General features: G+C 65.6%; 20 protein-coding genes. 6 read left to right on the top strand and 14 right to left on the bottom strand.

What is annotated here, in order from left to right; translation table 11 throughout:
• Window positions 1-10: 10 nt before the first annotated feature.
• Complete coding sequence (locus ACIPZ8_RS24645; RefSeq protein WP_400728795.1) at window positions 11-1,612, bottom strand: ABC transporter substrate-binding protein; 1,602 nt, start codon at window positions 1,610-1,612, stop codon at window positions 11-13.
• 187 nt (window positions 1,613-1,799) lie between these two features.
• On the opposite strand from ACIPZ8_RS24645, the gene ACIPZ8_RS24640 reads away from it, so the two are divergent.
• Window positions 1,800-2,234, top strand: coding sequence for an Rrf2 family transcriptional regulator (locus ACIPZ8_RS24640; protein ID WP_079228574.1), 435 nt, complete (start codon window positions 1,800-1,802; stop codon window positions 2,232-2,234).
• Window positions 2,235-2,379: 145 nt separating this feature from the next.
• On the opposite strand, the gene ACIPZ8_RS24635 is transcribed toward ACIPZ8_RS24640, so the two are convergent.
• The 11 genes from ACIPZ8_RS24635 to ACIPZ8_RS24585 all read right to left on the bottom strand — a co-directional run bounded on the left by ACIPZ8_RS24635 (window position 2,380) and on the right by ACIPZ8_RS24585 (window position 17,153).
• Complete coding sequence (locus ACIPZ8_RS24635; RefSeq protein WP_400728792.1) at window positions 2,380-3,795, bottom strand: aldehyde dehydrogenase family protein; 1,416 nt, start codon at window positions 3,793-3,795, stop codon at window positions 2,380-2,382.
• Window positions 3,788-4,978: a pyridoxal phosphate-dependent aminotransferase gene (locus ACIPZ8_RS24630; protein WP_400728790.1), complete on the bottom strand. Its 1,191-nt coding sequence runs from the start codon at window positions 4,976-4,978 to the stop codon at window positions 3,788-3,790. Before ACIPZ8_RS24630 ends, ACIPZ8_RS24635 begins: the two co-directional genes overlap by 8 nt.
• 29 nt (window positions 4,979-5,007) lie before the next feature.
• Window positions 5,008-6,615 carry a 5-guanidino-2-oxopentanoate decarboxylase gene (locus ACIPZ8_RS24625; RefSeq protein ID WP_400728787.1) on the bottom strand — a complete coding sequence of 536 codons (1,608 nt, stop codon included), beginning with the start codon at window positions 6,613-6,615 and terminating at the stop codon, window positions 5,008-5,010.
• Between the two features lie 10 nt (window positions 6,616-6,625).
• On the bottom strand, window positions 6,626-8,725 hold the full coding sequence (locus ACIPZ8_RS24620; protein WP_400728784.1) for an acetate--CoA ligase family protein: 2,100 nt from the start codon (window positions 8,723-8,725) through the stop codon (window positions 6,626-6,628).
• A 13-nt stretch (window positions 8,726-8,738) separates the two neighbouring features.
• Window positions 8,739-9,899: an acyl-CoA dehydrogenase family protein gene (locus ACIPZ8_RS24615; RefSeq protein WP_261943885.1), complete on the bottom strand. Its 1,161-nt coding sequence runs from the start codon at window positions 9,897-9,899 to the stop codon at window positions 8,739-8,741.
• A gap of 36 nt (window positions 9,900-9,935) precedes the next feature.
• The gene (locus ACIPZ8_RS24610) at window positions 9,936-10,727 is read right to left on the bottom strand and encodes an enoyl-CoA hydratase/isomerase family protein (RefSeq protein WP_400728781.1); all 792 of its coding nucleotides are present in this window, start codon (window positions 10,725-10,727) and stop codon (window positions 9,936-9,938) included.
• Between the two features lie 442 nt (window positions 10,728-11,169).
• Complete coding sequence (locus ACIPZ8_RS24605) at window positions 11,170-12,576, bottom strand: amino acid permease (protein ID WP_400728778.1); 1,407 nt, start codon at window positions 12,574-12,576, stop codon at window positions 11,170-11,172.
• A gap of 126 nt (window positions 12,577-12,702) precedes the next feature.
• Entirely contained in the window at window positions 12,703-14,955 is a 2,253-nt protein-coding gene (locus ACIPZ8_RS24600) for an ATP-binding protein (RefSeq protein WP_400728775.1), read from the bottom strand.
• Window positions 14,952-15,689, bottom strand: a complete 738-nt coding sequence (locus ACIPZ8_RS24595; RefSeq protein ID WP_400728850.1) for a substrate-binding periplasmic protein — start codon at window positions 15,687-15,689, stop codon at window positions 14,952-14,954. The genes ACIPZ8_RS24600 and ACIPZ8_RS24595 overlap by 4 nt, the downstream gene beginning before the upstream one ends.
• Before the next feature lie 23 nt (window positions 15,690-15,712).
• The gene (locus ACIPZ8_RS24590; protein ID WP_400728772.1) at window positions 15,713-16,429 is read right to left on the bottom strand and encodes a response regulator; all 717 of its coding nucleotides are present in this window, start codon (window positions 16,427-16,429) and stop codon (window positions 15,713-15,715) included.
• Between the two features lie 76 nt (window positions 16,430-16,505).
• Entirely contained in the window at window positions 16,506-17,153 is a 648-nt protein-coding gene (locus ACIPZ8_RS24585; protein ID WP_400728769.1) for a TetR family transcriptional regulator C-terminal domain-containing protein, read from the bottom strand.
• A gap of 106 nt (window positions 17,154-17,259) precedes the next feature.
• On the opposite strand from ACIPZ8_RS24585, the gene ACIPZ8_RS24580 reads away from it, so the two are divergent.
• The 5 genes from ACIPZ8_RS24580 (at window position 17,260) to ACIPZ8_RS24560 (ending at window position 21,678) form a co-directional block, all read left to right on the top strand.
• On the top strand, window positions 17,260-18,015 hold the full coding sequence (locus ACIPZ8_RS24580) for an enoyl-CoA hydratase-related protein (RefSeq protein WP_400728766.1): 756 nt from the start codon (window positions 17,260-17,262) through the stop codon (window positions 18,013-18,015).
• Window positions 18,016-18,491: 476 nt separating this feature from the next.
• Window positions 18,492-19,166 (top strand): cysteine hydrolase family protein, encoded by a 675-nt coding sequence (locus ACIPZ8_RS24575; protein ID WP_400728764.1) that lies wholly within the window; start codon window positions 18,492-18,494, stop codon window positions 19,164-19,166.
• A 12-nt stretch (window positions 19,167-19,178) separates the two neighbouring features.
• Window positions 19,179-20,540: a purine-cytosine permease family protein gene (locus ACIPZ8_RS24570; RefSeq protein WP_400728761.1), complete on the top strand. Its 1,362-nt coding sequence runs from the start codon at window positions 19,179-19,181 to the stop codon at window positions 20,538-20,540.
• Between the two features lie 239 nt (window positions 20,541-20,779).
• The gene (locus ACIPZ8_RS24565) at window positions 20,780-21,088 is read left to right on the top strand and encodes a chorismate mutase (protein ID WP_400728847.1); all 309 of its coding nucleotides are present in this window, start codon (window positions 20,780-20,782) and stop codon (window positions 21,086-21,088) included.
• Between the two features lie 140 nt (window positions 21,089-21,228).
• Window positions 21,229-21,678, top strand: a complete 450-nt coding sequence (locus ACIPZ8_RS24560; RefSeq protein ID WP_400728758.1) for a GNAT family N-acetyltransferase — start codon at window positions 21,229-21,231, stop codon at window positions 21,676-21,678.
• Window positions 21,679-21,823: 145 nt separating this feature from the next.
• Here ACIPZ8_RS24560 and ACIPZ8_RS24555 read toward each other — a convergent pair whose 3' ends face one another.
• Window positions 21,824-22,912 carry a PAS domain S-box protein gene (locus ACIPZ8_RS24555; RefSeq protein ID WP_400728755.1) on the bottom strand — a complete coding sequence of 363 codons (1,089 nt, stop codon included), beginning with the start codon at window positions 22,910-22,912 and terminating at the stop codon, window positions 21,824-21,826.
• 97 nt (window positions 22,913-23,009) lie between these two features.
• Window positions 23,010-23,969: a PDR/VanB family oxidoreductase gene (locus ACIPZ8_RS24550; RefSeq protein ID WP_400728753.1), complete on the bottom strand. Its 960-nt coding sequence runs from the start codon at window positions 23,967-23,969 to the stop codon at window positions 23,010-23,012.
• Between the last annotated feature and the right edge of the window lie 37 nt (window positions 23,970-24,006).

Genomic DNA, 24,006 nt, shown 5'->3' with positions numbered 1-24,006 from the left:
CGTCAGCGGCTCAAGCCTGCCACCAGCGCTCGATCACCCGCAGGCCGTCCAGCTCGCCATAGGGCGCGGTGAGCGGGCCATGGGCCACGCGGCTGGAACGGGCGGCGACGGAGCTGGCGAACAGCGGCACGATCGCCCCGCCTTCATCGCGGCACAGCGCCTGCATCTCGTTGTACATCTCGCGGCGCAGCGGCTCGTTCATCTCGCCGCGGGCGGCGTTGAGCAGCTGGTTGAAGCGCGGGTTGTCCCAGTGGGTCTCGTTCCACGCCGCGCCCTTGGCGTAACCGATGCTGAACATGCGGTCGGCGGTGAGGCTGGAGTACCAGAACGAGGTGGTGAACGGCTGTTTCATCCAGACATTGGTGAAGAACCCGTCGGCAGGTTCGCGCACCACGTCGATGTCGATGCCGGCCTGACGCGCCTGCTCCTTGAACAGCACCGAGGCATCCACCGCGCCGCTGTAGGCGGCGTCGGAGGCCTGCAGGCGCACCTTGAGGCTGTCCATGCCGGCCTGGCGCAGGTAGAAGCGGGCCTTGTCCGGGTCGTAGACGCGCTGCTCCAGCGCCGGGTTGATGAAGCGGTTGGCCGGCTGCAGCGGGTGGTCGTTGCCGACCTGGCCGTAGCCGTAGAGCACCGAGGCCAGCAGGGTCTCGCGGTTGATCGCGTGCTTGAGGGCCAGGCGCACGTTGTTGTCGCGGAACTGCTCGCTGTCGGTGAGCATCGGGAAGGTGTAGTGCTGGGCGCCCTTGGTTTCCTCGATCACCAGCTTCGGGTTGCGCTTGAGCAAGGCCACGGTCTTGAGGTCGACCTTGTTGATCACATCGACCTTGCCGGTGACCAGGGCGTTTACCCGCGCGGCGCCGTCGGCGATGGCGATCAGCTCGGCGCTGGCGAAGTGCGCCCTGCCCGGCTTCCAGTAGTCCGGGCTGCGCTCCAGGTCCATGCGCACGCCCGGCTCGAAGCCCTTGATGCGGTAGCCGCCGGTGCCGACGCCGGCCTGCCAGTCGGCCAGGCCATCCTTGGCGGGCATGATCACCAGGTGGTAGTCGGCGACCACGTAGGCAAAGTCGGCGTTGCCCGAGTGCAGCTCGAACACCACGGTGTCGGGGGCGCTGGCGCTCACCTTGGCGACATCGCCCAGTACGGTCTTGGCGGCGGAGGTGGACTTGTCGCCCAGGTGGTGCTGGATCGAGGCCACCACGTCGTCGGCGTTCAGGGTCTTGCCGTTGTGGAAGGTCACGCCCTGGCGCAGGGTGAAGGTCCAGACCTTGGCGTCGGGGCTCGACTCCCAGCGTTCGGCCAGCTCAGGGATGGCAGTGCCTTCCACGGAAATTTCGGTGAGGGTGTTGTACACCGCCGAGAAGCCGATGAAGGTGAAGGTGTCGACCCACGAGCCGGGGTCCCTGGAGTCGGTGGTGCTGCCCCCGGCCAGGCCCAGGCGCAAGGTGCCGCCCGGCTTTGGCGTGGCCTCGTCGGCATGGCCACGCAGCGGCAGGCCGAGGGAAAATGCCCCGGCGATGGCTGCGGCGGCCGCGCTGTACTTGAGGAAATCCCGGCGCGGCAGGCTGCCGTCGAGGATGGCGTGAGGATTGTTCTTGTTGTTATCGCTCATGGCATTTGCCCCTGTTGAACCGCAAGAAATTGTTGTTCGGTCAAAGCGGATTGCGTAGAAGCTGTTTACAATTTGTAATTGTTACCGTAACAAATACATTAGCGGCAGGACAAGCTGATTTCCAGCGCCCGATACCGGGCTTTTTCAGTGGTGTAACATTGACGTTTTCGCAGGGAGCCTTTGCCCCATGAGCCAGTCGACTCGACTCATCACCGCCTCGTACATCCTTTCGTTCGTGGCGGCCAATGCCCCGCAGAAGTTGCGCACCGAGACCATCGCCAAATGGGTCAAGGTGCACCCGACCCGCGTGCGCTCGATGGTGTCGCAGATGGTCAAGGCCAATATCCTGACCTCCTATCGCGGCGCCCAGGGCGGCGTGACCCTGGCCCGCGCACCGCAAGAGATCACCTTGCGCGAGGTGTATGACGCGGTGCAGGAAAGCTCGCTGATCGCCGAGAAGATCGACAACCCGTTTGCCGGGCTCGAAGACCACTGCAAGGTGTACGAAGTGTTCACCCGGCTGTTCGCGATGCTGGAGCAGAACATGCGCCTGGACCTGGGGGCGATCACCGCGGACCAGTTGTTCGTGGCGTTTGATACGCCCAAGGAACATACGGCCTGAACACGGTCCCGGTAGGAGCGGCCTTGTGTCGCGAAAGGGCCGCAAAGCGGCCCCAGCAGTTTCTGCGGCGAAGCTGAAACCCTGGGGCTGCTTCACAGCCCTTTCGCGACACAAGGCCGCTCCTACAGGGGGCCGCGTCAGCCATTCAGAGCTGGATGGCCTTCACCTCGACGAACTCGTGCAGGCCCTCCTCCCCCCACTCGCGGCCATTGCCCGACTGCTTGTAGCCGCCGAACGGTGCCTGGTAGTTGAACGCCCCGCCATTGATAAAGCACTGCCCCGCACGCAGCTGGCGGCCCAGTTGCAGCGCCTGGTCACGGCTACCCGCCCACACCGCGCTGGACAGCCCGAACGGCGAGTCGTTGGCCAGGGCAATGCCTTCGGCCTCGTCGGCGTAGGGAATCAGGCACAGCACCGGCCCGAAGATTTCCTCCTGGGCAATGCGCATGCGGTTGTCGACGTCGGCGAAAATCGTTGGCGGTACATAGAACCCACGCTCGAAGCCCACTGCCGTCTCCCCGCCACAGACCATCCGTGCGCCCTCTACCTGCCCCGCCCGGATGTATTCCTGCACCGTGCGCCGCTGCCCGGCCGAACACATCGGCCCGAGGAAACTGCGCGGGTCCTGCGGATCGCCCATGACCATGCTACGGGCCTCGTCCACGGCGATCTCCACGGCTTCGGCATAGCGCGAGGCCGGCAACAGCATGCGCGTCAGCGCCGTACAGGTCTGCCCCGAGTTGATCATCACGTCCTGCACGCCATGGCGCACCGCTGCTTCGAGCGGGGCGTCGGCGGTGATCAGGAACGGCGACTTGCCACCCAGCTCCAGGCACACCCGCTTCACCGACGGCGCTGCCGCCTGGGCAACCCGCACACCCGCCCCGGTGGACCCGGTGAACGAGACCATGTCCACCAGCGGGTGCCGCGCCAGCGCCTCACCGACCTTGGCCCCCGGCCCGCTGACCAGGTTGAACACCCCGGCCGGCAACCCGATGGCCTCGATCATTTCCGCCAGCAGGAAGGCATGCAGCGGGGTCTCTTGGCTCGGCTTGACCACCACCGTGCAGCCCGCCGCCAAGGCCGGCGCCAGCTTGCCGATCAGTTGATGCAGCGGGTAGTTCCAGGGGTTGATGAACGCACACACGCCTACGGCCTCGCGGTACACCCGCGAGTTGCCGATTTCGCGCACCTCGTCCATCCTGCCGGCCAGCTCGATGTACTGCTCCAGACCGTCGATGGGCCCATCGACCTGCACCGGCCGGCACCACTGCACCGGCATGCCCAGCTCGGTGGTGATCACTGCGGCCATCTCGTCGGCCCGCGCCTTGAGCTGTTCGGCCAGGGCGCGAATGAACCCGGCGCGTACGCTGGACGGCGTGCGTGACCAGCCGGCGAAGGCCCTGCGCGCCGCGTTGACGGCGCGTTGCACATCTTCTTCATTACCCAGCGGCACCTTGCCGGCCACCGCCTCGCTGGCCGGGTCGATCACCTCGGCCATGCCCTGCCCCACTGGTTGCTGCCAGCGGCCATCGATGAACAGACGGCGGTATTCACGCATTGCGTTGCGCCTCCATCAGTTCGCTGGCGCACAGGGCAATGCGGCGGCAGGCTTCACCCAGCGGCTCGGCGCCGAGCACCAGGCCCAGGCGGATATGCCCGGCCGCACTCGGGCCGAACGCTTCACCGGCCAGCACCGACACACCATGCTGGTCGAGCAGGCGGTCGGCGAAGGCTTGTGCGCTGAGCCCGGTCTCGCGGATATCGACCATCACGAACATCCCGCCATCGGGCTTGAGTGCCCGCAAGCCCGGGCAGTGGGCCAGGCGCTCGCACACCAGGTCACGGCGCAGGCGGTAGGCTTCGCGCATGCCGTCCAGTTCCGGCAATGGCTGCTCCAGCGCGGCCACCGCGGCATCCTGAATGAAGTCCGGCGAGCCATAGAGCATGCACAGCGCCAGGTTTTCCAGGTGCCCGGACAGCGCCGGCGAGCCGACCACCCAGCCGACCCGCCAACCGGTCATGGCATGGGACTTGGACAGGCTGTTCAGCGTCGCCGTGCGCTCGGCCATGCCTGGCAGGCTGGCCGGGCTGACGTGCTCGCCCTCGAACAGCAGCTCGCTGTAGACCTCGTCGCTGATCAGCCACAGGTCATGGGCGATGCACAGTTCGGCCAGGGCCTCCCACGTGCTGCGCGGCAGGCTGGCGCCGGAGGGGTTGTGCGGGCTGTTCAGCGCCAGGGCACGGGTGCGCGGGGTGATCCGTGCGGCGACGTCCTCGGGTTGCACGCGAAAGCCATGCTCCGGGCGCACCGGCACCGGCATCACCTTGGCGCCACAGGCACCGAACACCGCCTCGTAGGTGACATACATCGGCTCGGCGACGATCACTTCATCGCCCGGCTCCAGCACGCATTGTGCGACGCAGAACAGCGCGCACTGCGCGCCCGCCAGCACCGTCACCTGGTCGGCGGTGACCGCCTGACCACTGCGTTGCTGGTGGCGACGGGCGATGGCCTCGCGCAGGCTGCGCTTGCCGCGCACATCGGCGTAATGGGTGTTGCCGGCTTCGAGGCTGGCCACGGCCGCCTGGACGATCGGCGCCGGGGTGTCGAAGTCCGGGTCGCCGACCGACAGCAGCAGCACATCGCGGCCCTGTTCGAGCATGGCCAGGGCGCGGTAGTGGATCTCCCAGGCGGCAGCGCCGTCACCGGCGATCCGTTGGGTCAAAGAGGAAAATCGCATGGCTGGTCGTCCTGTTGGGCGGGGTGGGCTCAGCGCGCGCAGGCGTGCTTGAGCTCGATCAGGGTCACGCCGTTGCGGGCAAAGCCGCCGCGCAGGTCGCGTTGCAATTCGTCGAGGCTTTGCGGCTGCGCGACCGTGCAACCGAAGGCGCGGGCCAGGCCGGCAAAGTCCGGGTTGCGCGGCAGTACGCCGATGGGCTCGATGTTCAGGTCGAGCATGTCGTCGCGGATCTGCCCCAGCGCATCGTTGTTCCACAGCAGCACCACCAGCGGGCGGTCCAGTTCCTCGACCGCGGTCGCCAGCTCCTGCGCGGTGTAGAGGAAACCACCGTCGCCCACCAGCACCAGGCCCGGGCGGTCGGCCGTGGCGAACATCCCGCCGATACCGGCCGGCAGGCCGTAGCCGAGGGTGCCGTAGCCGGTCGGGTGCAGCCAGCTGCGCGGCGCCCGGCTGTTGAACACATAGTTACCGGTGTAGGCCAGCTGGGTCATGTCGGTGCTGATGAAGGCGTTGTCCGGCAGCTCGGCCGCAACCCGCTGCAGGATCGCTTGGTGGATCGCCTGCAACGGGCCATGGCTGGCCTGCACGGCGTCACGCAGGCGGGCCACTGCCGCGCTTGCCCAGGTTGCATCACGCACGCCGTCCGGCAACTGTTCGAGCAGCCCCGCCAGGGTCTGCCGGGCATCACCGTGCAACGCCAGCGCGCAGGGGTAGAAGTCATTGAACTTGCGCGGGTCGATATCCACCCGTAGCAGCTCGCCGGCCACGGGCAGGCGCTCGCGCCAGAAGTCGGTGTCGGCCATTTCGGTGCCGACCGCCAGCACCACGTCGGCCTCGGCGATCAGCGCCCAGCCCGGTTCCACGCACAGGGTGGAGCCGGCGTTGAGCGGCGAGTCCAGCGGTGCCAGGCCCTTGCCGGCGACGCTGGTGAACAGTGGCGCCGCCAGGCGTGTGCTCAGCTGCTGCAGCTCGGCCCCCGCCTGCAGGGCGCCACCGCCGGCGATGATCATCGGGCGCTTTGCCGCCGCCAGCCTGGCGGCCGCCTGTTGCAAGCTGTCGAGGCTGGCCGGGCCACGCCCGGGGCGGCGCACCACTTCATTGCTCCAGTCTCGCGCCACCGGCGCAGCCAGCACATCCAGCGGCACCGAGATATGCACCGGGCGCGGGCGTTCGCTGTCGAACACGGCATAAGCACGGGCGATCAGCTCCGGCAGGTCCTCGGCCTTCAGCGCCACGGCCGAGAAGGCGGTGATCGGCGCGGTCATGGCGCGCTGGTCCTGGGTCTCGTGCAGGCAGCCCCAGCCTTTGCCCAGGCTGGCGGTGTGGTTGACGCTGGAAATCACCAGCAGCGGAATCGAGTCGGCGTAGGCCTGGCCGATGGCGGTGGCCGCGTTGGTCACGCCGGGGCCGGTGATGACAAAGCACACGCCCGGCTTGCCGCTGACCCGGGCATAGCCGTCGGCCATGAAGCCGGCGCCCTGCTCGTGCCGGGTGAGCACGTGGCGAATGCCGCTGCCGGGCAGGCCGCGGTACAGCTCCAGGGTGTGCACGCCGGGGATGCCGAAGACGGTATCGACGCCGTAGTTGGCCAGCAGGCGCACCAGCGCCTGGCCGCCCGTGAGTGTGGGGTGGGTCATGTTCATGTCCTTACACTTGGCCGAGGCGGATCAAGGCATCGACCGCCGTGGTGCCATTGGCACCGACCATCAATGGGTTCACATCCAGCTCCAGCAGCTGGCTGGCGTTTTCGCAGGCGTAGTCGGCCACCGCGCGGATGGCGGTGACCAGTGCCTCCAGGTCAGCCGCCGGCTTGCCGCGAAAGCCCTGCAGCAAGGCCGCGCTGCGCAGGCCGAGCACAGCCTTGCGAATGGCACCGTCGGTGGTCGGCAGCAGCAGGCTGTTGCTGTCCTTAAGCAGTTCGACGAGGATGCCGCCGACACCGATCACCAGCGCCAGGCCGAAATCCGCCTCGCGCTTGATGCCGACGATCAGCTCGGCCAGCGGCGCGCCGGCCATCGGTTCGAGTAGTACCTGGTCGAAGGCGACGCCCGGCGCGTAAGCGGCAATGCGCGTGCGCATCTGTTCAAGGGCACGGCTGAGGGCTGCCTCGTCGGCCAGGTTCAGCGCCACCGCACCGGCCTCGGTCTTGTGCGGCAACTGCGCGCTGACGGCCTTGAGCACCAGCGGGAAGCCCACCTGGCCGGCATCGGCCAGTGCGTGCTGCGGGCTGCTCAGCACGCCATTCGGAATGGGCAGGCCGAAGCCGCGCAGGGCCTGCTTGGAATCCCACTCGTTGAGCAGGCGGCTGTCGCCAGCCAGCGGCTGCGGGCACAGCGGCACCAGCGCCGACTCGCCCAGCGCCAGCAAGGCTGGGCGCTGCTGCGCGTAACGGGCAACCCGGCCCCAGGCCGCCAGGCCATCCTCCACGCCTTGCAGCGCCGGCACCCCGGCCGCGTGCAGGCGCTCACGGGCGCTGGCTGGCAGCAGTTCGGGGAAGGCCGAGGTGACGAAACCGGTCTTGCCATGGCGCTTGAGCGCCGCGCAGTACAGCTCCAGCAGCAGGTCGCATTCCTTGCGCTCGCCGGTGAACTCGGCGGGGTAATCGAGCACCAGCATCGCCGCGTCGGCGTCGCTGCGCAGGGCGCTGTCGAGCATGCGCGCCTTGGCCGGGCCGTCGCCCCAGATCGCCGTGGTGAAGTCCAGCGGGTTGACCAGGTTGGCGTAGGTCGGCAGCACTTGCGCCAGTTCTTCGACTTGGCTGGCGTCCAGGGCTGGCAGGCTCAGCTGGTTGCTTTCGCTGTAGTCGGCGATCAGCCCGGCATCGCCGCCCGAGCAGGCCAGTGCGATCAGGCTGGGGCCCTTGGGCAGGTTGCCGCAGGCGGCGGCCTTGAGGGTTTCGACGAAACTTACCGGGCCGCTGACGCGAATCACCCCCAGGCGCTCGAACAGGCTGTCGTACAGGGCATCGGAGCCGGACAGCGAGCTGGTGTGGCTCAGCGCCAGCTCGGCGCCAATCTGCGACACGCCGGTCTTCAGCGCAACGATCGGGATGCCCTTCTCCAGCGCCTTGTGCGCGGCACGGGCGAAGCCCGGCACGTTCTTCAGGCCTTCCAGGTGCAGGCCGATGGCGGTGACCCGGGGTTCATCGAGCAGCACGTCCATCAGTTCGGCGATGCCCAGTTGCGCCTGGTTGCCGACCGAGGCCATGTAAGCCACCGGCAGCGAGCGGTCGCTCATCGACAGGTTGTAGGCGAAGTTGCCGCTCTGGGTCAGCACCGCCACGCCCTTCTCTACCGCCTTGCCACCGTGGGCCACGGGCCACAGCGCGGCACTGTGCAGGTAGTCGAGCAGGCCGTAGCAGTTGGGCCCGAGCAGGGCCATGTCGCCGGCGGCTTCGAGCAGTTGCCGTTGCAGCGCCTGGCCCTCGGCGCCGCTTTCGGCGAAGCCAGAGGCGTAGCAGATCGCCCCGCCCGCGCCTTTGGCGGCAAGCTCGGCGACACAGGTCAGGGTCAGTTCGCGGTTGGTGGCGATGAACACCGCGTCCGGCGCGCAGGGCAGCTCGGCCACGCTGCGCACGCAGGGCACGCCGTCGATGCTGTCCTGCTGCGGGTTGACCAGCCACATCTGGCCCGGGTAGCCGCCGTCGGCGCAGCGCTTGAGCGCACGGGCCATGCTGCGCCCGCCGACGAAAGCCAGGTGCCGGGGTGCCAGCAGGCGTTTGAGGTTGTCACGAATGGCTTGCGACATGGGGAGGCTCCGGTCAGCGCAGCAGTGGACGCAGCAGTTCGCGCGAGATGATGTGCCGCTGGATCTCCGAGGTGCCTTCCCAGATCCGCTCGATGCGCGCGTTGCGCCAGATGCGCTCGACCGGCCCCTCGTCCATCAGGCCCATGCCGCCGTAGATCTGCACCGCCTCGTCGGCGACCTTGCCGAGCACTTCGCTGGCGAACAGCTTGGCCATGCCCGCCTCGCCGTCGGTCATGCTGCCCTGGTCCATCTTCCAGGCGGTGTGCAGGGTCAGCAGTTCGGCGGCGCGGATCTGCGTGGCCATGTCGGCGAGCTTGAACGACACGCCCTGGTAGGTGCCGATCGGCTGGCCGAACTGCTTGCGGTCGGCGGCCCATTGCAGCGACACGTCCAGCGCGCGCTGGGCCTGGCCGACGCAGTTGGCGGCGACCATGACCCGGCCTGCGGTCAGCCAGGCGTTGGCCACGTCCCAGCCCTTGCCGACTTCACCGAGCACCTTGGCGGCCGGCACCTTGCAGTCGTCGAAGAACAGCTCGTAGGTGTGGTAGCCACGGTTGCTCACGCATTTCGGGCCACGGCGGATGGTCATGCCCGGGGTGCCGCGGTCGACCAGGAAGGCGGTGACGGCGTTGCGCTTGCGGCCGTTGTGCTCGTAGGTGTCGGTGACGGCAAAGACGATGGCGAAGTCGGCGTGCCCGGCATGGCTGATGAAGTGCTTGCTGCCATTGATCACGAAGTCGTCGCCTTCACGCACGGCGCGGGTCTTGATCGAGTTGGCGTCGGAGCCGGCGCCCGGTTCGGTCAGGGCGAAGCAATCAGTCTTCTCGCCACGGATGCACGGCAGCAGGTAGTCTTCGACCTGCTGGCCGGTGCAGGCCATGAGGATCTTCGACGGCCGGGCGACGAATACGTGCAGCGCCCAGGAAACCTTCGACAACTCGCGCTCGATCAGGGCCTGGGACAGGTAGTCGAGGCCGCCGCCACCGACTTCCTCGGGCATGTTGAAGGCGTAGAAGCCGGCGGCAATGGCCTTGCCACGGATCTGCGCGGCGAGCTCCGGGGATACTTCGTCGGCACGGTCCACGGCTTCTTCATGGGGCAACAGCTCCTTGGCGACGAAGCTGCGTACGGCATCCACCAACATTTCTTGTTCTTGGGTCAGTTGGAAATTCATGGCCTGTTCCTGGGTAACCGGGGAAAGAGTGAGTGCTTATTTGCCGCTGAAGCGTGGCGCGCGTTTTTCCGTGGCTGCGCGCAAGGCCTCGGCGCCGTCCTCGCTGCGCCCGCAGAGCAGGCCGGCGGCCAGTTCGGCAGTGAGCTGCTCGGCCAGGCTGCGCGAGGCACCGTCGCGCATCAGGCGCTTGGTCTGGGCGTAGGCGAAGGTCGGGCCCTGGGCCAGGCGCGCCGCCAGTTCGGCAGTGGCGGTTGGCAGCTGGTCGTCGGCGACCACTTCACCGACCAGCCCGGCCGCCAGGGCGCGTTCGGCGCCCCACAGCTCGTCGAGGAACAGCAGGCGCTTGGCCTGTTCGCTGCCGATCAGCCGAGGCAGGTGCCAGCTGGCGCCAGCATCCGGCGAGTAGGCCATGCTGGTGTAGCCGGCTTTGAAGCGGGCCGACTGGGCCGCCAGGCGCAGGTCACAGCACAGCGACAGGTCCATGCCGGCGCCGACGGCGGTGCCGTTGATGGCGGCGACGGTGGGCTTGTCGAGGGTGTGCAGGCAGTGCATCAGGGCGTGGGCGGTTTCGGTCCAGCCGTAGGTTTCCAGTGCGCCGCGGGCTTCGGCTTCGGCCCATTCGGCGAGGTCGGCGCCGGCGCAGAAGCTGCGGCCGGTGCCGGTCAGCACCACCACGCGCACGGCCGGGTCGAGGTTGTACGCCTCAAGGGTGGCGTGGAGCTGCTTCAGGGTGGGGATGTCCAGCGCGTTGCGCTGCTCGGGGCGGTTCAGGGTGATCCAAGCGACGCCGGCTTCAACCTGGGTGAGTAGGGACGACGGAACGGTCATGACGGGCCTCGGATTATTGTGATTGCTGTGAGAGGTGAGGCTCATGCTAAACGAGTGTTCAACAAGGAGGCAATTGGGGTTGAGGCGGTGTTACAACTTCGAACAAGTGGTGCGTAATCGGGGGGGAAGCAGATCGCGTTTGGGCCACAAGGTGCATGGCGACAGGGTTGCAGCGCCTGTGAGATCGAGCGCCGCCCGCGCGGCGCATCGCAGGCAAGCCTGCTCCTACATTTGTTTCGGGCCAGTGAGTCCTGTGGCAGAGGCGCGCGTACCCCTTGGCGCATGGCTCGATATCGTGTCGTAAAAACAAGGGGCGCGCGCCAATGGTTCAGCCATGACTGGCTCGAAACAAATGTAGGAGCAGGCTTGCCTGCGATGCGCCGCGCGGGCGGCGCTCGATCTCACAGGCGCTGCAAAAACACCGACGAACACTTGCTGGCCCTCAAGCCGCCGGCATTTCCAGCGCTACCCCCTGACGCTTGCGCTGCACCAGGAAGTACGCCGCATAGCACAGCGCAATGAAGCCAAAGCCCCAGTACAGCGAAGGCCGCTGCGTCTCATCCATTGCCAGGAACACAAACAGCGAACTGCACAGGGTAATGCACAGCAACGGCACCAGCGGGTACAGCGGCGCGCGGTACTTGAGATCGCTCAGCTGGCCGCCGTCACGCAGGAACTGCTGGCGGAAGCGGTACTGCGCCAGGGCGATGACGATCCAGGTCACCGTGCCGGCCATGCCGCTCACCGCCATCAGCACCATGAACAGGGTATCGGCGGCGACAAAGCTGGTCAGCAGCGACACCAGCGCGAAGCACAGGGTGACGAACAGGGCGCGCAGTGGCACGCCACGGCTGCTCAGCGGCGACAGGCTGCGCGGTGCCATGCCGGTCTTGGACATCGCCCAGAGGATGCGGGTGGAGGCATACAGGCCGGAGTTGCCCACCGAGAGAATGGCGGTGAGGATCACGAAGTTCATCAGGTCGGCGGCGTAGGGAATGCCGACCATGTCGAACACCTGCACGAACGGGCTTTCCATCAGCCCGGCCTGCTGCCACGGCACGATCGCCGACAGCACCACGATCGCCAGCACGTAGAAGATCAGCACGCGGAACACCACGTTGCGCACGGCCCGCGGGATGCTCTTTTCCGGCTGATCGGTCTCGCCGGCCGCCACGCCCATGATCTCGCAGCCCTGGAAGGCATAGACCACGGTCATCATCACCGCGAACACTGCCGACAGGCCATTGGGGAACAGCGAATCGCCGATCAGGTTGCTCATCATCGGCGCCGGCGCCCCGCTGTTCAGCGAAATGCCGCCGAAGATCACCAGCACACCGACGATGATGAAGCCGAGAATCGCCGCCACCTTGATCCCGGAGAACCAGTATTCCGCCTCACCGAAGGCGCGGGTGGCCATGGCGTTGATGCCAAACAGCACCGCCACGAACAACGCCGACCAGTACCAGATCGGCACCTCCGGGAACCAGCGCGTCATCAGCATGCCGGCGGCGGTGAACTCAAGGCCCACGGTGGTGGCCCAGCTCATCCAGTACACCCAGCCGATCATGAAGCCGGTGGCCGGGCCGATGAATTTCGTCGCATGGGCCTGGAACGAACCGGACACCGGCATCTGTACCGACAGTTCACCCAGGCAGACCATCACCAGGTACATCAGGAAACCGGCGACCAGGTAGGCCAGGATCGCGCCCATCGGCCCGCCCTGGTTGATGGTCACCCCCGAGCCCATGAACAGCCCGGTGCCGATCACGCCACCGAGCGAGAGCATGAAGATGTGCCGGCTCTTCAATGCCCGCGTGAGGTGGATACCTTCAGCTTTACGGCCTTTCATTATTATTATCTCCAATAAGCGTCGAAGACCGCGTGTGCAGCGGTTAAGGCCGATTATTGGAAAGCGATGTAAGGCCCGGTTGATCGTAAAGATCAAAGATGTAAAAAGTCGTAAGGATTTTGTCGCTCAGGCGAGCAGCAGTTCGGTGAGGGTGTGTTCGGCACGCTGCAACTGCTCGGCCAGCAACGGGCCCATGGCCCGCACACCCGCCTTGTCACGGGCCTGGGCCTGCTCTTCCAGCCGGCGCAAGGTCGCCGCCAGGCCGCACAATCCCATGGAATCGCTGCTGCCGGCCAGCCGGTGGGCCAGGTGGGTCACCTCGGTGCAGTCCCCCGCGTCGACCGCTTCGAGCAACGGCTGGCGCTGTTGCGCCAGGCCGTCTTGCAAGCCAGCCAGCAGGCCTTGCAGTTTCTGTTCGCCAAGCAGCGTGCGGTGCGTGGCCAACAGTTCGTGGTCAAGCCAGGCGGACGTGGCCGGCGTTTCCTCCTGACACTGCCCCGCCAACGCCTGGCGCAGATTGGCAAGCTTCAGCGGCTTGCCCAGCACCCCCTGCATGCCGGCATCCAGATAGGCACGCACCAGCCCCGGCTGAACGCTGGCAGTCAGCGCCAGGATGCGCGTATCGCGGTTGGGCGTGGCGCCGCCACGCAGCTGTCGGCACAGTTCCACGCCACTGATGCCTGGCAAGTGCACATCCAGCAGGAGCAGGTCGAAGCGTTGCCGCGCACACAGCTGCAAACCCTGCTCGGCATCTTCGGCCAGCCAGACTTCATGCCCGTCACGCTCCAGCAGCCCGCGCACCACCTCACGGTTCAGGGCCACGTCTTCCACCACCAGAATCTGCAGCGGCGTCGCGGCACGCTCAGCCTGCGCCATGGCCTGCGGCGCCTGTGCCGTCTGCAGCTCCAGCTCCAGCCAGAAGCAGCTGCCCTCCCCCTCGCGGCTGCGCACGCCAATCTGCCCGGCCATCTGCTCGACCAGGTGCTTGCTGATCGCCAGCCCCAGGCCGGTGCCGCCATAGCGCCGCGCGACCGCCTCGCTGGCCTGGACGAAACGGTCGAAGATCTTCGGCTGCATTGCCTCGCAGATGCCAATGCCGTCGTCGGTGACGCTCAGGCGCAGGCGCTGCCGCCCGGGTTGCTCCTGCAACACCTGTACTTCGACCAGAATTTCGCCGCCTTCGGTGAACTTGATGGCGTTGGCCAGCAGGTTGCTCAGCACCTGGCGCAGGTACTGCTCGGCGCCTTGCTGGTACGCGGCCAGCTGCGGGTCGATGCGGCACAGCACCAGGCTGTCGTTGACCAGCGCGCGGGGTTCGAGCAGGGTCACCACCTCGGCGCACAACTGGCGCAGGGAGAACGCCACGGCCTCGGGGCGGCTTTCGCCCTCTTCGAGGCGGGCAAAATACAGCACCTCGTTGAGGATGCTCAGCAAACCCTCGCCGGCCTTGTACAACGCCTCCAGGCGCTGGCGGTCCGGCGCCGCGAGCCCGGCGCCACGCAGCAGTTCGGCCATGCCGAGGATGCCGTTGAGCGGCGTGCGCAGCTCATGGCTCATGGTGGCGAGGAAGCGCGACTTGGCCAGGTTGGCTGCCTCGGCATCGTCCTTGGCGCGCATCAGGCTTGCCGTGCGCCGCTCGACCTGCTTCTGCAGTTCGTCGCGCTTGTCCTGCAAGGCCAGGCGGTCGGTTTCGCGGCGTTCGCTGTCACTGAGGATCGCCCGGCGCATGTCGTCCAGTGCCAGCGCCACGCTGTCGATCTCGTCGGTATGGGGCGAGCGGCGCTTGTTCAGGCGCAGAGGCTCGTGCCATTGCCCGGCACCGATGCGCCGGGCGAAGTCGGCCATGACCTGCAGGTGACGGGTCACCAGGCGATAGAACAGCCCCGACAGCGCCAGCGCCAGGCCACAGAGGAACACGCTCATCCACAACAGGCTGGTCAGGCCGGTGGCGAACAGCCGCCGGTGTACCGCGCCCAGGTCAGTACTCACTTCCAGCTCGCCCAGGTGCCGCACCGGCCCGGAAGGTGGCTGGTAGTCCAGGGGAAAACGCTCGACCCGCAGCGGCCCTTGAGGGTTCGGGTCACCTTGCTGCAAGCTGAAGTCGACGCTGCTCAGGCGCACCCGCGCCACATCGGAAAAGTCCACCAGCCCGCGCAACTGCACGTTCAGCTGCTCCTGGTTCAGGTCCCACAGGCTGCGCTCCAGGCTGGCCAGGTAGCCGGCGCGGATCAGCGCCATGCGCGCATCGATCTCGCGCATCTCGCGGCGGTACTCGAAATACAGCTGCACGCTGCTGGCCAGCACCGTGAAGCACAGGCTGAACAGCAGGATGAACAGCAGCAGCCGGCGCAACAGGCCACCCGGTTGCAGGCGGCTCATGGCTGGCTGACCATGTCGCGGTAGGTGACCTCGCTTTCATGCAGCCAGCGCTCCAGCTCGCCGGCGTCGGTCATCTGCTGCAGTTGCGCGTCGATGTCGGCCATGCGCTTGCTCAACGGCGAGTGGCGCGACACCGCCACGCGCAGGTAGTCGACACTCAGGGCCGGGGGCAGCGCGACGATGTCCTGGGCGCCGGGCAGGTGCTCGACGAACAGCTGGCCGGTGCGCCGCTCCTGGACCACGAAGTCGATACGCCCGCGAATCAGCTTGCCGAAGTTCTGCCCGCTGTCCGACACCCACTCGATATTCTGGTGCTGCGCCACGAAGCGGTCGAATGCCGGACCGTAGCTTTCACCGAACAACAGCCCGCCCCGATACCTGGCCAGGTCTTCGAGCTTGTCGAACTGCAGCGGGTGCTGACGGTTGGCGAACACCGCCACCTCCTCACGCAGCACCGGTACCTGCGAGAAGCGCATGGATTTGGCACGCTGCTCCGAGGTGTAGGCCAACACCACATCCACCCGCCCTTCGGCAGCGTCGAGCAGGCAGCGTTGCCAGTTGCCGAGCACGACCATCTCGACCTGGTAACCCAGCCGCCCGAACAGCTCGCGCACCACCGTCGGCGCCAGCCCGCGCGGCTGCTTGCCATCGCTCCAGGACACCGGTGGGTATACCGGGTAGTCGCAGTAACGCACGGTCTCGGCGGCCTGCAGCGCACCGCTGGCCAGCAACATCAGCAGGCCGAACAGGTACTGGCTCACGCGGCCACGCTGGCAGTGAACAGGTAGCCGGCGCCGTGGATGGTGATGATCAGTTCGGGCTCGGCGGGGTCATCGTGCAGCTTGCGCCGCAGGCGGCCGACCAGCACGTCGATGGAACGGTCGTTGGGCACCCACTCACGGTTGCGGATCTGGTCCATCAGCTGGTCGCGGCTCAAGGTATGGCCGCTGTTGCGCAGGAACACGCTGAGCAGCTGGAACTCACCGTGGGTCAACAGGGTTTCGCCGCCTTGCGCATCGATCAGGCGGCGGCGGTCGCAGTCCAGCGACCAGTCACCGAACTGCTTGAGGGTGACAGTGGCCACGCAGGCCGGCCGGGCGCCCTGGGCGTGGCGCACGCGACGGATCAGGTTCTTCGCGCGGGACACCAGTTCGCGGGGGTTGAGCGGTTTGCTGACATAATCGTCGGCGCCGCATTCCAAACCGACGATGCGGTCGATCTCGTCGTTGCGCCCGGTGATCAGGATGATCCCCACCTCCGAGCGCACCCGCAGCTCGCGGGTCAGGGTCAGGCCGTCCTTGCCGGGCAGGCGGATGTCGAGCATCACCAGTTCCACCGGCTGCTCGCTCAGTAGCGTTTCGGCCTGCTCCGCGGTGGCGGCGCAGTGGACGGTATAGCCTTCCTGGGACAGGTAGGCCTGGAGCAAGTCACGAATCAGCGGATCGTCATCGACGATCAGTACCTGAGAGGTCATTGCGGGTAGTCCTGAAGCGCCCGAAGGCGATTTTTTTATTAGAGTGGGCCAAGACTAGCGATTGCTGAACGGTCGATCAACAGCCCTCGGTGGCCGCGGTGAAGCGTTGCCGACCGCCGGCCTGCAGGCCATCGACCCAGGCCTCGCAGATCTGCACGCCCTGGGCCGGGGTGAAGGTGCCCGGGTTCAGCCCGGACTCCAGCCACAGGCCGTCGAGCAAGGCGCTGAGGCTGATGGCGGCGAGGTCGGCATCGAAGTGTTCCCAGCCCTCCTCCCGCGCCAGCTCGGCCAGCAGCGTGCGCAGTTCGCGGCGGTACTCGCCATAGGAGTGGTCGTGCACCTGGTTGATCGCCTCGGCGGTCTTCACCGCGCCCCAGAACGCCAGCCAGGCATCGAGCAGTTGCGGGTCGAGCAGCTCGGCGCTGAACGAGCCACGGAAGAACGCCGACAGCCGTTCGCGGGCATTGGGTGCGACCTGGGCCATGGCCTCGCGCAGCAGTTGCATGACCCGGCCGGTGACGGCCATGTAGGCTTCGGCGACCAGTTCGTCCTTGCCCGAATAGTGGTGGCTGATCAGGCCCACCGAGACGCCGGCTTCGGCGGAAATCTTGCGGATCGATGCGCCCTGGAAGCCATGGCGCTTCAGGCAGGCCAGGGTGGCCTCGACCAGATTGGCCTTGCGCAGTTCGGGCAGCATGCGGCTGAAGCGGGCTTCCTGGGTCATGGGTGGCTCTCGTGGATCGCACAGTTGAACGACTGTATAGCAACTCGCCTCGGTCGCGAAAGCCTGTTTATACTCGGCCACGATAACAACAACAGAGGCACCGCCCATGACCGACCTGATCCACGCGCAGCTCGACGAAGGCCTGCTGACCCTGCGCCTGAACCGCGCGGACAAACTCAACGCCCTGACCAACGCCATGTACACGCGGCTGGCGGAGCTGTTCGAGGCCGCCAACAACGACCCGCAGGTCGAAGTGATCCTGATCACCGGCAGCACCGAGTGCTTCACCGCCGGCAACGACTTGCCGGACTTTCTCGACCAGCCGCCGACCGACCTGCAAAGCCCGGTGTTCCGCATGATGTGGGCGGTGCTGGCGCTGGACAAACCGCTGATCGCCGCGGTGGCCGGGCCTGCGATCGGCATCGGCACCACGCTGCTGCTGCACTGCGACCAGGTACTGATCAGCCGTGACGCCAAGCTGCGCACACCGTTCGTGGCGTTGGGCGTGTGCCCGGAGTTTGGCGCGAGCCTGTTGCTGCCACAGATGCTCGGGCATGCGCGGGCGGCGCAGCTGTTGCTGTGTAATCAGGCGCTGAATGGCGAACAGGCCGTGCAGTGGGGGCTGGCGACCGAGTTGTTCGACGATGGCACACAATGCCTGGCTGCCGCCGTCAAGCTGGCGCGGCGCCTGCAGCAGCTGCCGGCCGACGCGCTGCGCATCAGCAGGCGTCTGCTCAAGGATGGGCAGCGCGAAGCATTGACCGCAACGGTGGCCAGGGAAGGCCTGCTGTTCATCGAGCGGCTCAACAGTGATGAGGCAAAGGCTGCCCTGACCGCGATGGTGACGCGCAAGGGCGCCTGAGGCGACGGGTTGATACACTTGGTAGCACAGTATTACGGCATACCACATGCCAGCAAGTAACACTGCCAAGCTCAACCCGTCAAAGACGACACTCCCAGCGCATTCGCGGTATTGGCCCGAGTTTTGCTGCCATGACTGAACCTATCACGCGAGTGTTCTGTTCATGGCCCGCTTCCCCTCCCTCGTTGCCAAGTTTCGCACCCGCCGTTCTGGCTGGGTGCGCGCCTTGCCGTGTGGGGCCATGAACGGATTCCTGCGCCGAGCGTCGGCACCGTTGCAGGTCACCCTGCAACGCCTTCCCGCCGCAGTCGCCGCCAAGCAGAACGGGTTCTGGCAAATAGTCGGCTGATTTCTTCCACGAGCGTTGCTGCTCGATTCTCGCAGGCCCTTTAGCGGCGCCTGCATCACTGCATCCGCAGAATGGCCTGGCGAGCTCCTGGAGCAGCGTCCGGTGTTCTGCACCTGGAAGAAACCCGATGACTCAAGACACTGCCATGCTGGTAATCGACCTGCAGCAGGAAGACAGCTTCCCCCTGCCGCGCTTCGACACTGTAATCGACAACGCTGCGGCGCTGATTGACGACGCCCGCCGTCGCAACCTGCCGCTGTTCTACACCCGCCACGTCAACGATGCGCAAGGCCGCGACCTGGCATTTGGCGAACCGGTCGACGCACAAGGCCGTCCGACCACTTACCGCGCTGGCACCCCTGCCATCGAAATCATCGACGCCCTGGCACCGCAGGCCGGTGACGTGGTGATCGACAAGCAGCGCTACAGCGCCTTTCACGGCACGCATCTGGCCCAGACCTTGAAAGGCCGCGGCATCAAGCGGCTGGTGGTGATCGGTGTATTGACCGACGTGTGCGTAATGAGCAGCCTGTTCGATGCCTACCAGCACGACTTCCAGCTGGTGCTGGTCGCCGACGCCTGCACGGCGACCACGCTCGCCGCCCATTACTCGGCGCTGTTCATCCTCTCCAACTGGCTCTACGGGCTGGAAATCTTCGCCACCGAGCAGTTGCTGCGCCGCTGGAACCACCAGCCGGCAGCCTCTGTGCGCAGCGCAGAACCCGACCACCTCGCCTTTGCGCCAGATGCGTTCGTGCAGACGATTGCGCGCTTCGAACACCAACTGGCTACCCAGCGCTGAGGGGAGAACGACATGAAAGTAGAGAAAAGAAGTATCGACTTCATCCCGGAAGCCGAACGCCATGGCGAGCCGCGTTCGCTGTTCTTCGTCTGGTTTGGCGCCAACGCCAACATCACCACGGTGGCCGCCGGTGTGCTGCCGATCAGCATGGGGCTCAACCTGTTCTGGAGCGCGCTGTCGATCCTGCTCGGCTCGTTGATCGGCGCGATCTTCATGGCGTCGCATTCCGCCCAGGGCCCGCGCCTGGGCATCCCGCAGATGATCCAGAGCCGCGCGCAGTTCGGCGTGTTCGGCGCCATCGTGCCGTTGCTGTTCGTGATGCTCATCTACCTGGGCTTCTTTGTCAGCAACACGCTATTGGCCGCCCAGGCCATCGCCAGTGCCAGCCCGTTCGGCAACGGCGGCAACATCGCCCTGCTCGGCGGCCTGTGCTTTCTGGTGGCGCTGTTTGGCTATCAGCTCATCCACCGCCTGCAGAAGCTGCTGTCGTTGCTGTCGATCGCAGTCTTCGGCATCGCCACCCTGCTGGCCCTGGCGTTGCCGATGGAAAGCGGGCAATGGACAGCGCAAGGCTTCAACCTGGCCACCTTCCTCGCCTCGGTGAGCATCGCGGTAACCTGGCAGTTGTCCTATGCGCCTTACGTGGCCGACTACTCGCGCTATCTGCCAACCCGCACGTCCACGCGGCAGGTGTTCTGGTACAGCTACGCGGGCACGGTCATCGGCGGCAGCTGGATGATGCTGCTGGGGGCGGTGCTGGCCAAGGCCATCGCCGGCTTTTCCGACAACGTCGGCCTGCAGTTACTCGGCGTGCTCGGTGGCGGCACCTTGCTGGCGGTGGCGTTCGTGCTCTACGGGCAGATCGCGATCAATGTGTTCAACCTGTATGGCGCCTTCATGTCGACGGTGACGGTGATCGAGCCGTTCGCGGCGCTGAAGGTCACCCCTGGGGTACGCGCAGGCTTCATGCTGGTGATCTGTGCCCTGGCGACGGCGTTGTGCACTTTGGCTCAGGATGACTTCATCCAGTTCTTCCTGAACTTCATCTTCTTCATGAGTTACTTCCTGATCCCATGGACGGCGATCAACCTGGTGGACTACTACGCGCTGCGCAAGGGGGTCTACCAAATTGCCGATATCTTCGACCCGTCGGGCATCTACGGCCGGGTCAACTGGATCGCTGTGGGCGTGTTCCTCGCCACCATCGCGCTGGAGATTCCGTTCATGAACACCTCCCTCTACGTCGGGCCGGTCGCAGCTTCGCTGCAGGGCATCGACCTGGCCTGGGTGGTGGGGCTGCTGTTCCCGGCAGCCTGTTATTACGGCCTGATGAGCAAGCGCAGGGTCGCGGCGGCCAGCACCGTCAAGACCTGATAAATGCAGCACTGAAGGATTGCGCGGCTCTTTTGGGAGCCGCGCTTGTCGTGGCGACGAACCGCAGCGATGGCCGCAAAGCGGCACCAACATTCTTGGGTCTGCCTTTGCTCGACAGCGTTCACCCTCAAACGGCCGATTTCGACCCGGACATTCACCAGAGGCTACAATACAGCCTCGAACCACAAGCAACTGCCTGCCCCAATCAATCGCAGGCTCATGAAAAGGAAGTCAAGCACATGGATGTACGTTGCACCTCTCTGGACGAAGTCCGCCAAGAAATCGATGAAATCGACCGCAGCCTCGTTTCGCTTCTCGCCAAACGGGGACGGCTAGTGACGCAAGCTGCGGCCTTCAAGAAAACCACCGATGATGTGCGTGCGCCTGCCCGGGTCGAGCAAGTGATCCGGAAGGTTCGTGAAATGGCAGACAACACCGGTGCCTCGGCTGAGGTTGTGGAACAGGTCTACCGGGCGATGATTTCGGCCTTTATCACTGAGGAGCTGACCACCCATGCGAAGCTGGCCCAGGAAACTTCAGCATCTTGATGACAACGCGGGACTCATCCGAAGCCCCGTCGCTTTTCTCCACCCACTATCTTGAAGCCGGGCAGTGTCTGCGCGCAGGTACGTTGCTGCCCATGATGTTTCGCGGTAGGAATACCCGACTCAAGTCACGGAGGACGACCATGCAGATACGAAAGATGACTCACGAAGACCTGCCAAGCGCCAATGCCTTGTGCCTTGAGTCGTTCATGCTGGCGGTTGCGCCCTTAGTCTCGGACCAGGGCGTGGAAACATTCACCAAGATTGCTGCACAGGAGGCGTTAGCTGAACGAATGGCTGGTGACAACCTGACACTGGTTTGTATCGTAGAGGGGACCCTGGCCGGACTTGTTGAACTCAAGGAAGGGCGCCATGTAGCGATGCTGTTCGTTGCGCCAGCCTGGCAGCGCCGCGGTATTGGCAAGCTCCTGATGAATTCGGCTCTGGAACAGGCCCGGGCCAACGTAGTAACCGTCAGGGCGTCGCTGTCTTCAGTGGCAGCTTATGAAAGTTACGGTTTTGCACTGGCAGGGGCAGTGGGCGAGGTTGCTGGACTGATCTATCAGCCAATGGAGAAGCGACTGAGCAGTTGAATGGCGCCTTCCGTCCCTGGGTAAACACCGCCCAAAGCTCATCGCTCCGGTTCGTTGCCACGACAAGCGCGGCTCCTACAGAGATCGCGCCAACTTTCAGAGATCGAGCAAGACAGCTGCTCCTGCAACAGACAGAGGCAGAGCCCTAGGAAATCGGGCTACCCGCCAGCTGCGACTCCAAGGCTTCGATTTTCATCAGCAACGCCTGCTGCTCGACCTTGGCCGCGTGGATGTCTTCGAAAACGCTGATGAGGTAGTCGGCAGCGCCATCGCCCTGGCGCTGGATGGAGGTCCGCACCCTCACCCACTTGTAGCTGCCATCGCCACAACGTACGCGTTTTTCGACCACGTAGCGGTTGATCGAGCCTGCCAGCAACTGCACCAGCAGGCTCAGATTGGCCTGCAGGTCATCGGGGTGGGTGATCTGTTGGAAATTCAGCGCGCACAGATCCTGCTGGCTGTAGCCGAGCAACGCGCAGAGGCTGTCATTGACGCGCTGCAAGCGCCCATCCAGATGAATGAATGCAAGCGCACCTTCGCTCAGCTCGAAGATCGAGCGGAAGCGTTCCTCACTGGTGCGCAGCGCTTGCTCCATCAGCTTGCGCGCGGTGTTGTCCATGCTGATGCCGACGATCTTGATCGGCCGGCCCGCCGCATCGTGCACCACCGTCGAGCGCGACGAAATCCAGCGCACGCTGCCGTCGGGCTGGGACATCCGGTAATCGTAATCGCAGTTTTCACCCGAGCGGATGATGCGGTCGTACATCGCCTGCATCGCCTCGACGTCCTCGTCAGGGAGATGGCTCCAGAAGTCTTCGTTCGAGCTGATGGTCCAGCCGTAGACGTCCTGCACGTTCGGCGAGTAGGTCAACTCGTCGCTGATCAGGTTCCACTCCCAGGTCACGATACGCGCGGCTTCCTGGGCAAGCTTCATGCGGGCTTCGTTTTCCATGATCTCGGCGGCGTAGCGGCGGCGCAGGTCGGTCATCGGCAGCTCGACGGGCTCCGCATGCTGCACGCTGTTCAAGGCCTCCTGGCCGTAGCGCAACCAGATCCAGTTCACCCGCAGAAAGTCGGCGAGCTTGCGCAGGTTGTCGTAGTCGATTTCCCCGCCCTTGGTCCATTTGTGGACGGCGGTGCGGGAGATACCCAGGGCGGTACCGACGGCCTGAAGCGTCAGCTTGTTGTGTTCCAGCAATTCCTTGAGGCGGAAGGCGAAGCTGTTTTCCTGCATGAGGGGGCGGTCCTGGGAGGGCTTGGCTGCCAGTATACACATCTGTCAACCGATGGATGACAGACGTGCCTGGCAAGCCCTTGACCTGGACCGGGGCTCAGAGGTCGATGACCAACCTTGCGCCACGGGCCCTGGAGACGCAGATCATCAAGGTCTGCTGGGACGCCTTTTCTTCATCGGAGAGGTACTGGTCAAAGTGCTCGGCTTCGCCTTCGAGGATGGCCGTTTCGCAGGTACCGCAAACGCCTTCGCGGCACAGGCACTCGACCTGGGCGGCCTTGACGTTCTCGATGGCCTGGATGATGGTCATGCCTTCCTCGACCTGGAGTTCGCGCCCAGACTTGCCAAGCACCAGGGTGAATGCACCGCCGGCAGCCGGGGTGGCCGCGAACTGCTCGAAATGCACGCGGGCTTCGGCAATGCCCGCCGCTTCGGCCCCCTCCACCACCGCATCGATCAAGGGCTTGGGGCCGCACACATAAACGTGCGCGTCCTCGCTCATGCTGGCAAACAGTGCCTGCAGGTCCAGGCGACGCCCGAGGCTGTCGACGTACACGTTGACACTGGCGGCATGCGGGCCATCCACCAGTTGCCCGTGGAAGGCGCCGTGATCGGGGCTGCGGAAGGCGTAGTGGAGCTCGTAAGGCGTAGCGCCCCCTTCCAGTTCGTGGAGTTGCGACAGGAAGGGGGTGATGCCGATGCCACCGGCGATCATCACATGCTTGCCGGCCGTGGCGTCGAGCGCGAACAGGTTGTTCGGCGTCGAGATGGTCAGTTCGCTACCGACTTCGACCTGCTCATGCATGAAGGCCGAGCCACCCTTGGACTGCTCTTCCAGGCGTACGCCGATCTGGTAGTGCGACAGGTCCCTGGGGTCGCTCATCAGGGAATACGCATTGCTGAGGCCTTCCGCCATCTTCACGATCACGTGGCTGCCACCGGTGAAGGCCGGCATAGGCTGGCCATCGGCGCGCGCAAGGGTGAAGCGCTTGATTTGTGGCGTCGCCTGTTCGACCTCGAGCACTCGCACACTGAACATCTCGTAAACACTGGCCATCTTGCACCTCAACTCCGCACAGGACGGCGGCCCCGCC

It is taken from the genome of Pseudomonas sp. NPDC089422 (assembly GCF_044749405.1).
Taxonomy (GTDB): Bacteria; Pseudomonadota; Gammaproteobacteria; order Pseudomonadales; family Pseudomonadaceae; genus Aquipseudomonas.
This window is presented reverse-complemented; position numbering and strand designations above follow the sequence as displayed.

Bases quoted from the DNA above. Each gene is read 5' to 3' on its own strand.
- ACIPZ8_RS24645 (WP_400728795.1), bottom strand. From the start codon at position 1,612: ATGAGCGATAACAACAAGAACAATCCTCACGCCATCCTCGACGGCAGC.
- ACIPZ8_RS24640 (WP_079228574.1), top strand. From the start codon at position 1,800: ATGAGCCAGTCGACTCGACTCATCACCGCCTCGTACATCCTTTCGTTC.
- ACIPZ8_RS24635 (WP_400728792.1), bottom strand. From the start codon at position 3,795: ATGCGTGAATACCGCCGTCTGTTCATCGATGGCCGCTGGCAGCAACCA.
- ACIPZ8_RS24630 (WP_400728790.1), bottom strand. From the start codon at position 4,978: ATGCGATTTTCCTCTTTGACCCAACGGATCGCCGGTGACGGCGCTGCC.
- ACIPZ8_RS24625 (WP_400728787.1), bottom strand. From the start codon at position 6,615: ATGACCCACCCCACACTCACGGGCGGCCAGGCGCTGGTGCGCCTGCTG.
- ACIPZ8_RS24620 (WP_400728784.1), bottom strand. From the start codon at position 8,725: ATGTCGCAAGCCATTCGTGACAACCTCAAACGCCTGCTGGCACCCCGG.
- ACIPZ8_RS24615 (WP_261943885.1), bottom strand. From the start codon at position 9,899: ATGAATTTCCAACTGACCCAAGAACAAGAAATGTTGGTGGATGCCGTA.
- ACIPZ8_RS24610 (WP_400728781.1), bottom strand. From the start codon at position 10,727: ATGACCGTTCCGTCGTCCCTACTCACCCAGGTTGAAGCCGGCGTCGCT.
- ACIPZ8_RS24605 (WP_400728778.1), bottom strand. From the start codon at position 12,576: ATGAAAGGCCGTAAAGCTGAAGGTATCCACCTCACGCGGGCATTGAAG.
- ACIPZ8_RS24600 (WP_400728775.1), bottom strand. From the start codon at position 14,955: ATGAGCCGCCTGCAACCGGGTGGCCTGTTGCGCCGGCTGCTGCTGTTC.
- ACIPZ8_RS24595 (WP_400728850.1), bottom strand. From the start codon at position 15,689: ATGTTGCTGGCCAGCGGTGCGCTGCAGGCCGCCGAGACCGTGCGTTAC.
- ACIPZ8_RS24590 (WP_400728772.1), bottom strand. From the start codon at position 16,429: ATGACCTCTCAGGTACTGATCGTCGATGACGATCCGCTGATTCGTGAC.
- ACIPZ8_RS24585 (WP_400728769.1), bottom strand. From the start codon at position 17,153: ATGACCCAGGAAGCCCGCTTCAGCCGCATGCTGCCCGAACTGCGCAAG.
- ACIPZ8_RS24580 (WP_400728766.1), top strand. From the start codon at position 17,260: ATGACCGACCTGATCCACGCGCAGCTCGACGAAGGCCTGCTGACCCTG.
- ACIPZ8_RS24575 (WP_400728764.1), top strand. From the start codon at position 18,492: ATGACTCAAGACACTGCCATGCTGGTAATCGACCTGCAGCAGGAAGAC.
- ACIPZ8_RS24570 (WP_400728761.1), top strand. From the start codon at position 19,179: ATGAAAGTAGAGAAAAGAAGTATCGACTTCATCCCGGAAGCCGAACGC.
- ACIPZ8_RS24565 (WP_400728847.1), top strand. From the start codon at position 20,780: ATGGATGTACGTTGCACCTCTCTGGACGAAGTCCGCCAAGAAATCGAT.
- ACIPZ8_RS24560 (WP_400728758.1), top strand. From the start codon at position 21,229: ATGCAGATACGAAAGATGACTCACGAAGACCTGCCAAGCGCCAATGCC.
- ACIPZ8_RS24555 (WP_400728755.1), bottom strand. From the start codon at position 22,912: ATGCAGGAAAACAGCTTCGCCTTCCGCCTCAAGGAATTGCTGGAACAC.
- ACIPZ8_RS24550 (WP_400728753.1), bottom strand. From the start codon at position 23,969: ATGGCCAGTGTTTACGAGATGTTCAGTGTGCGAGTGCTCGAGGTCGAA.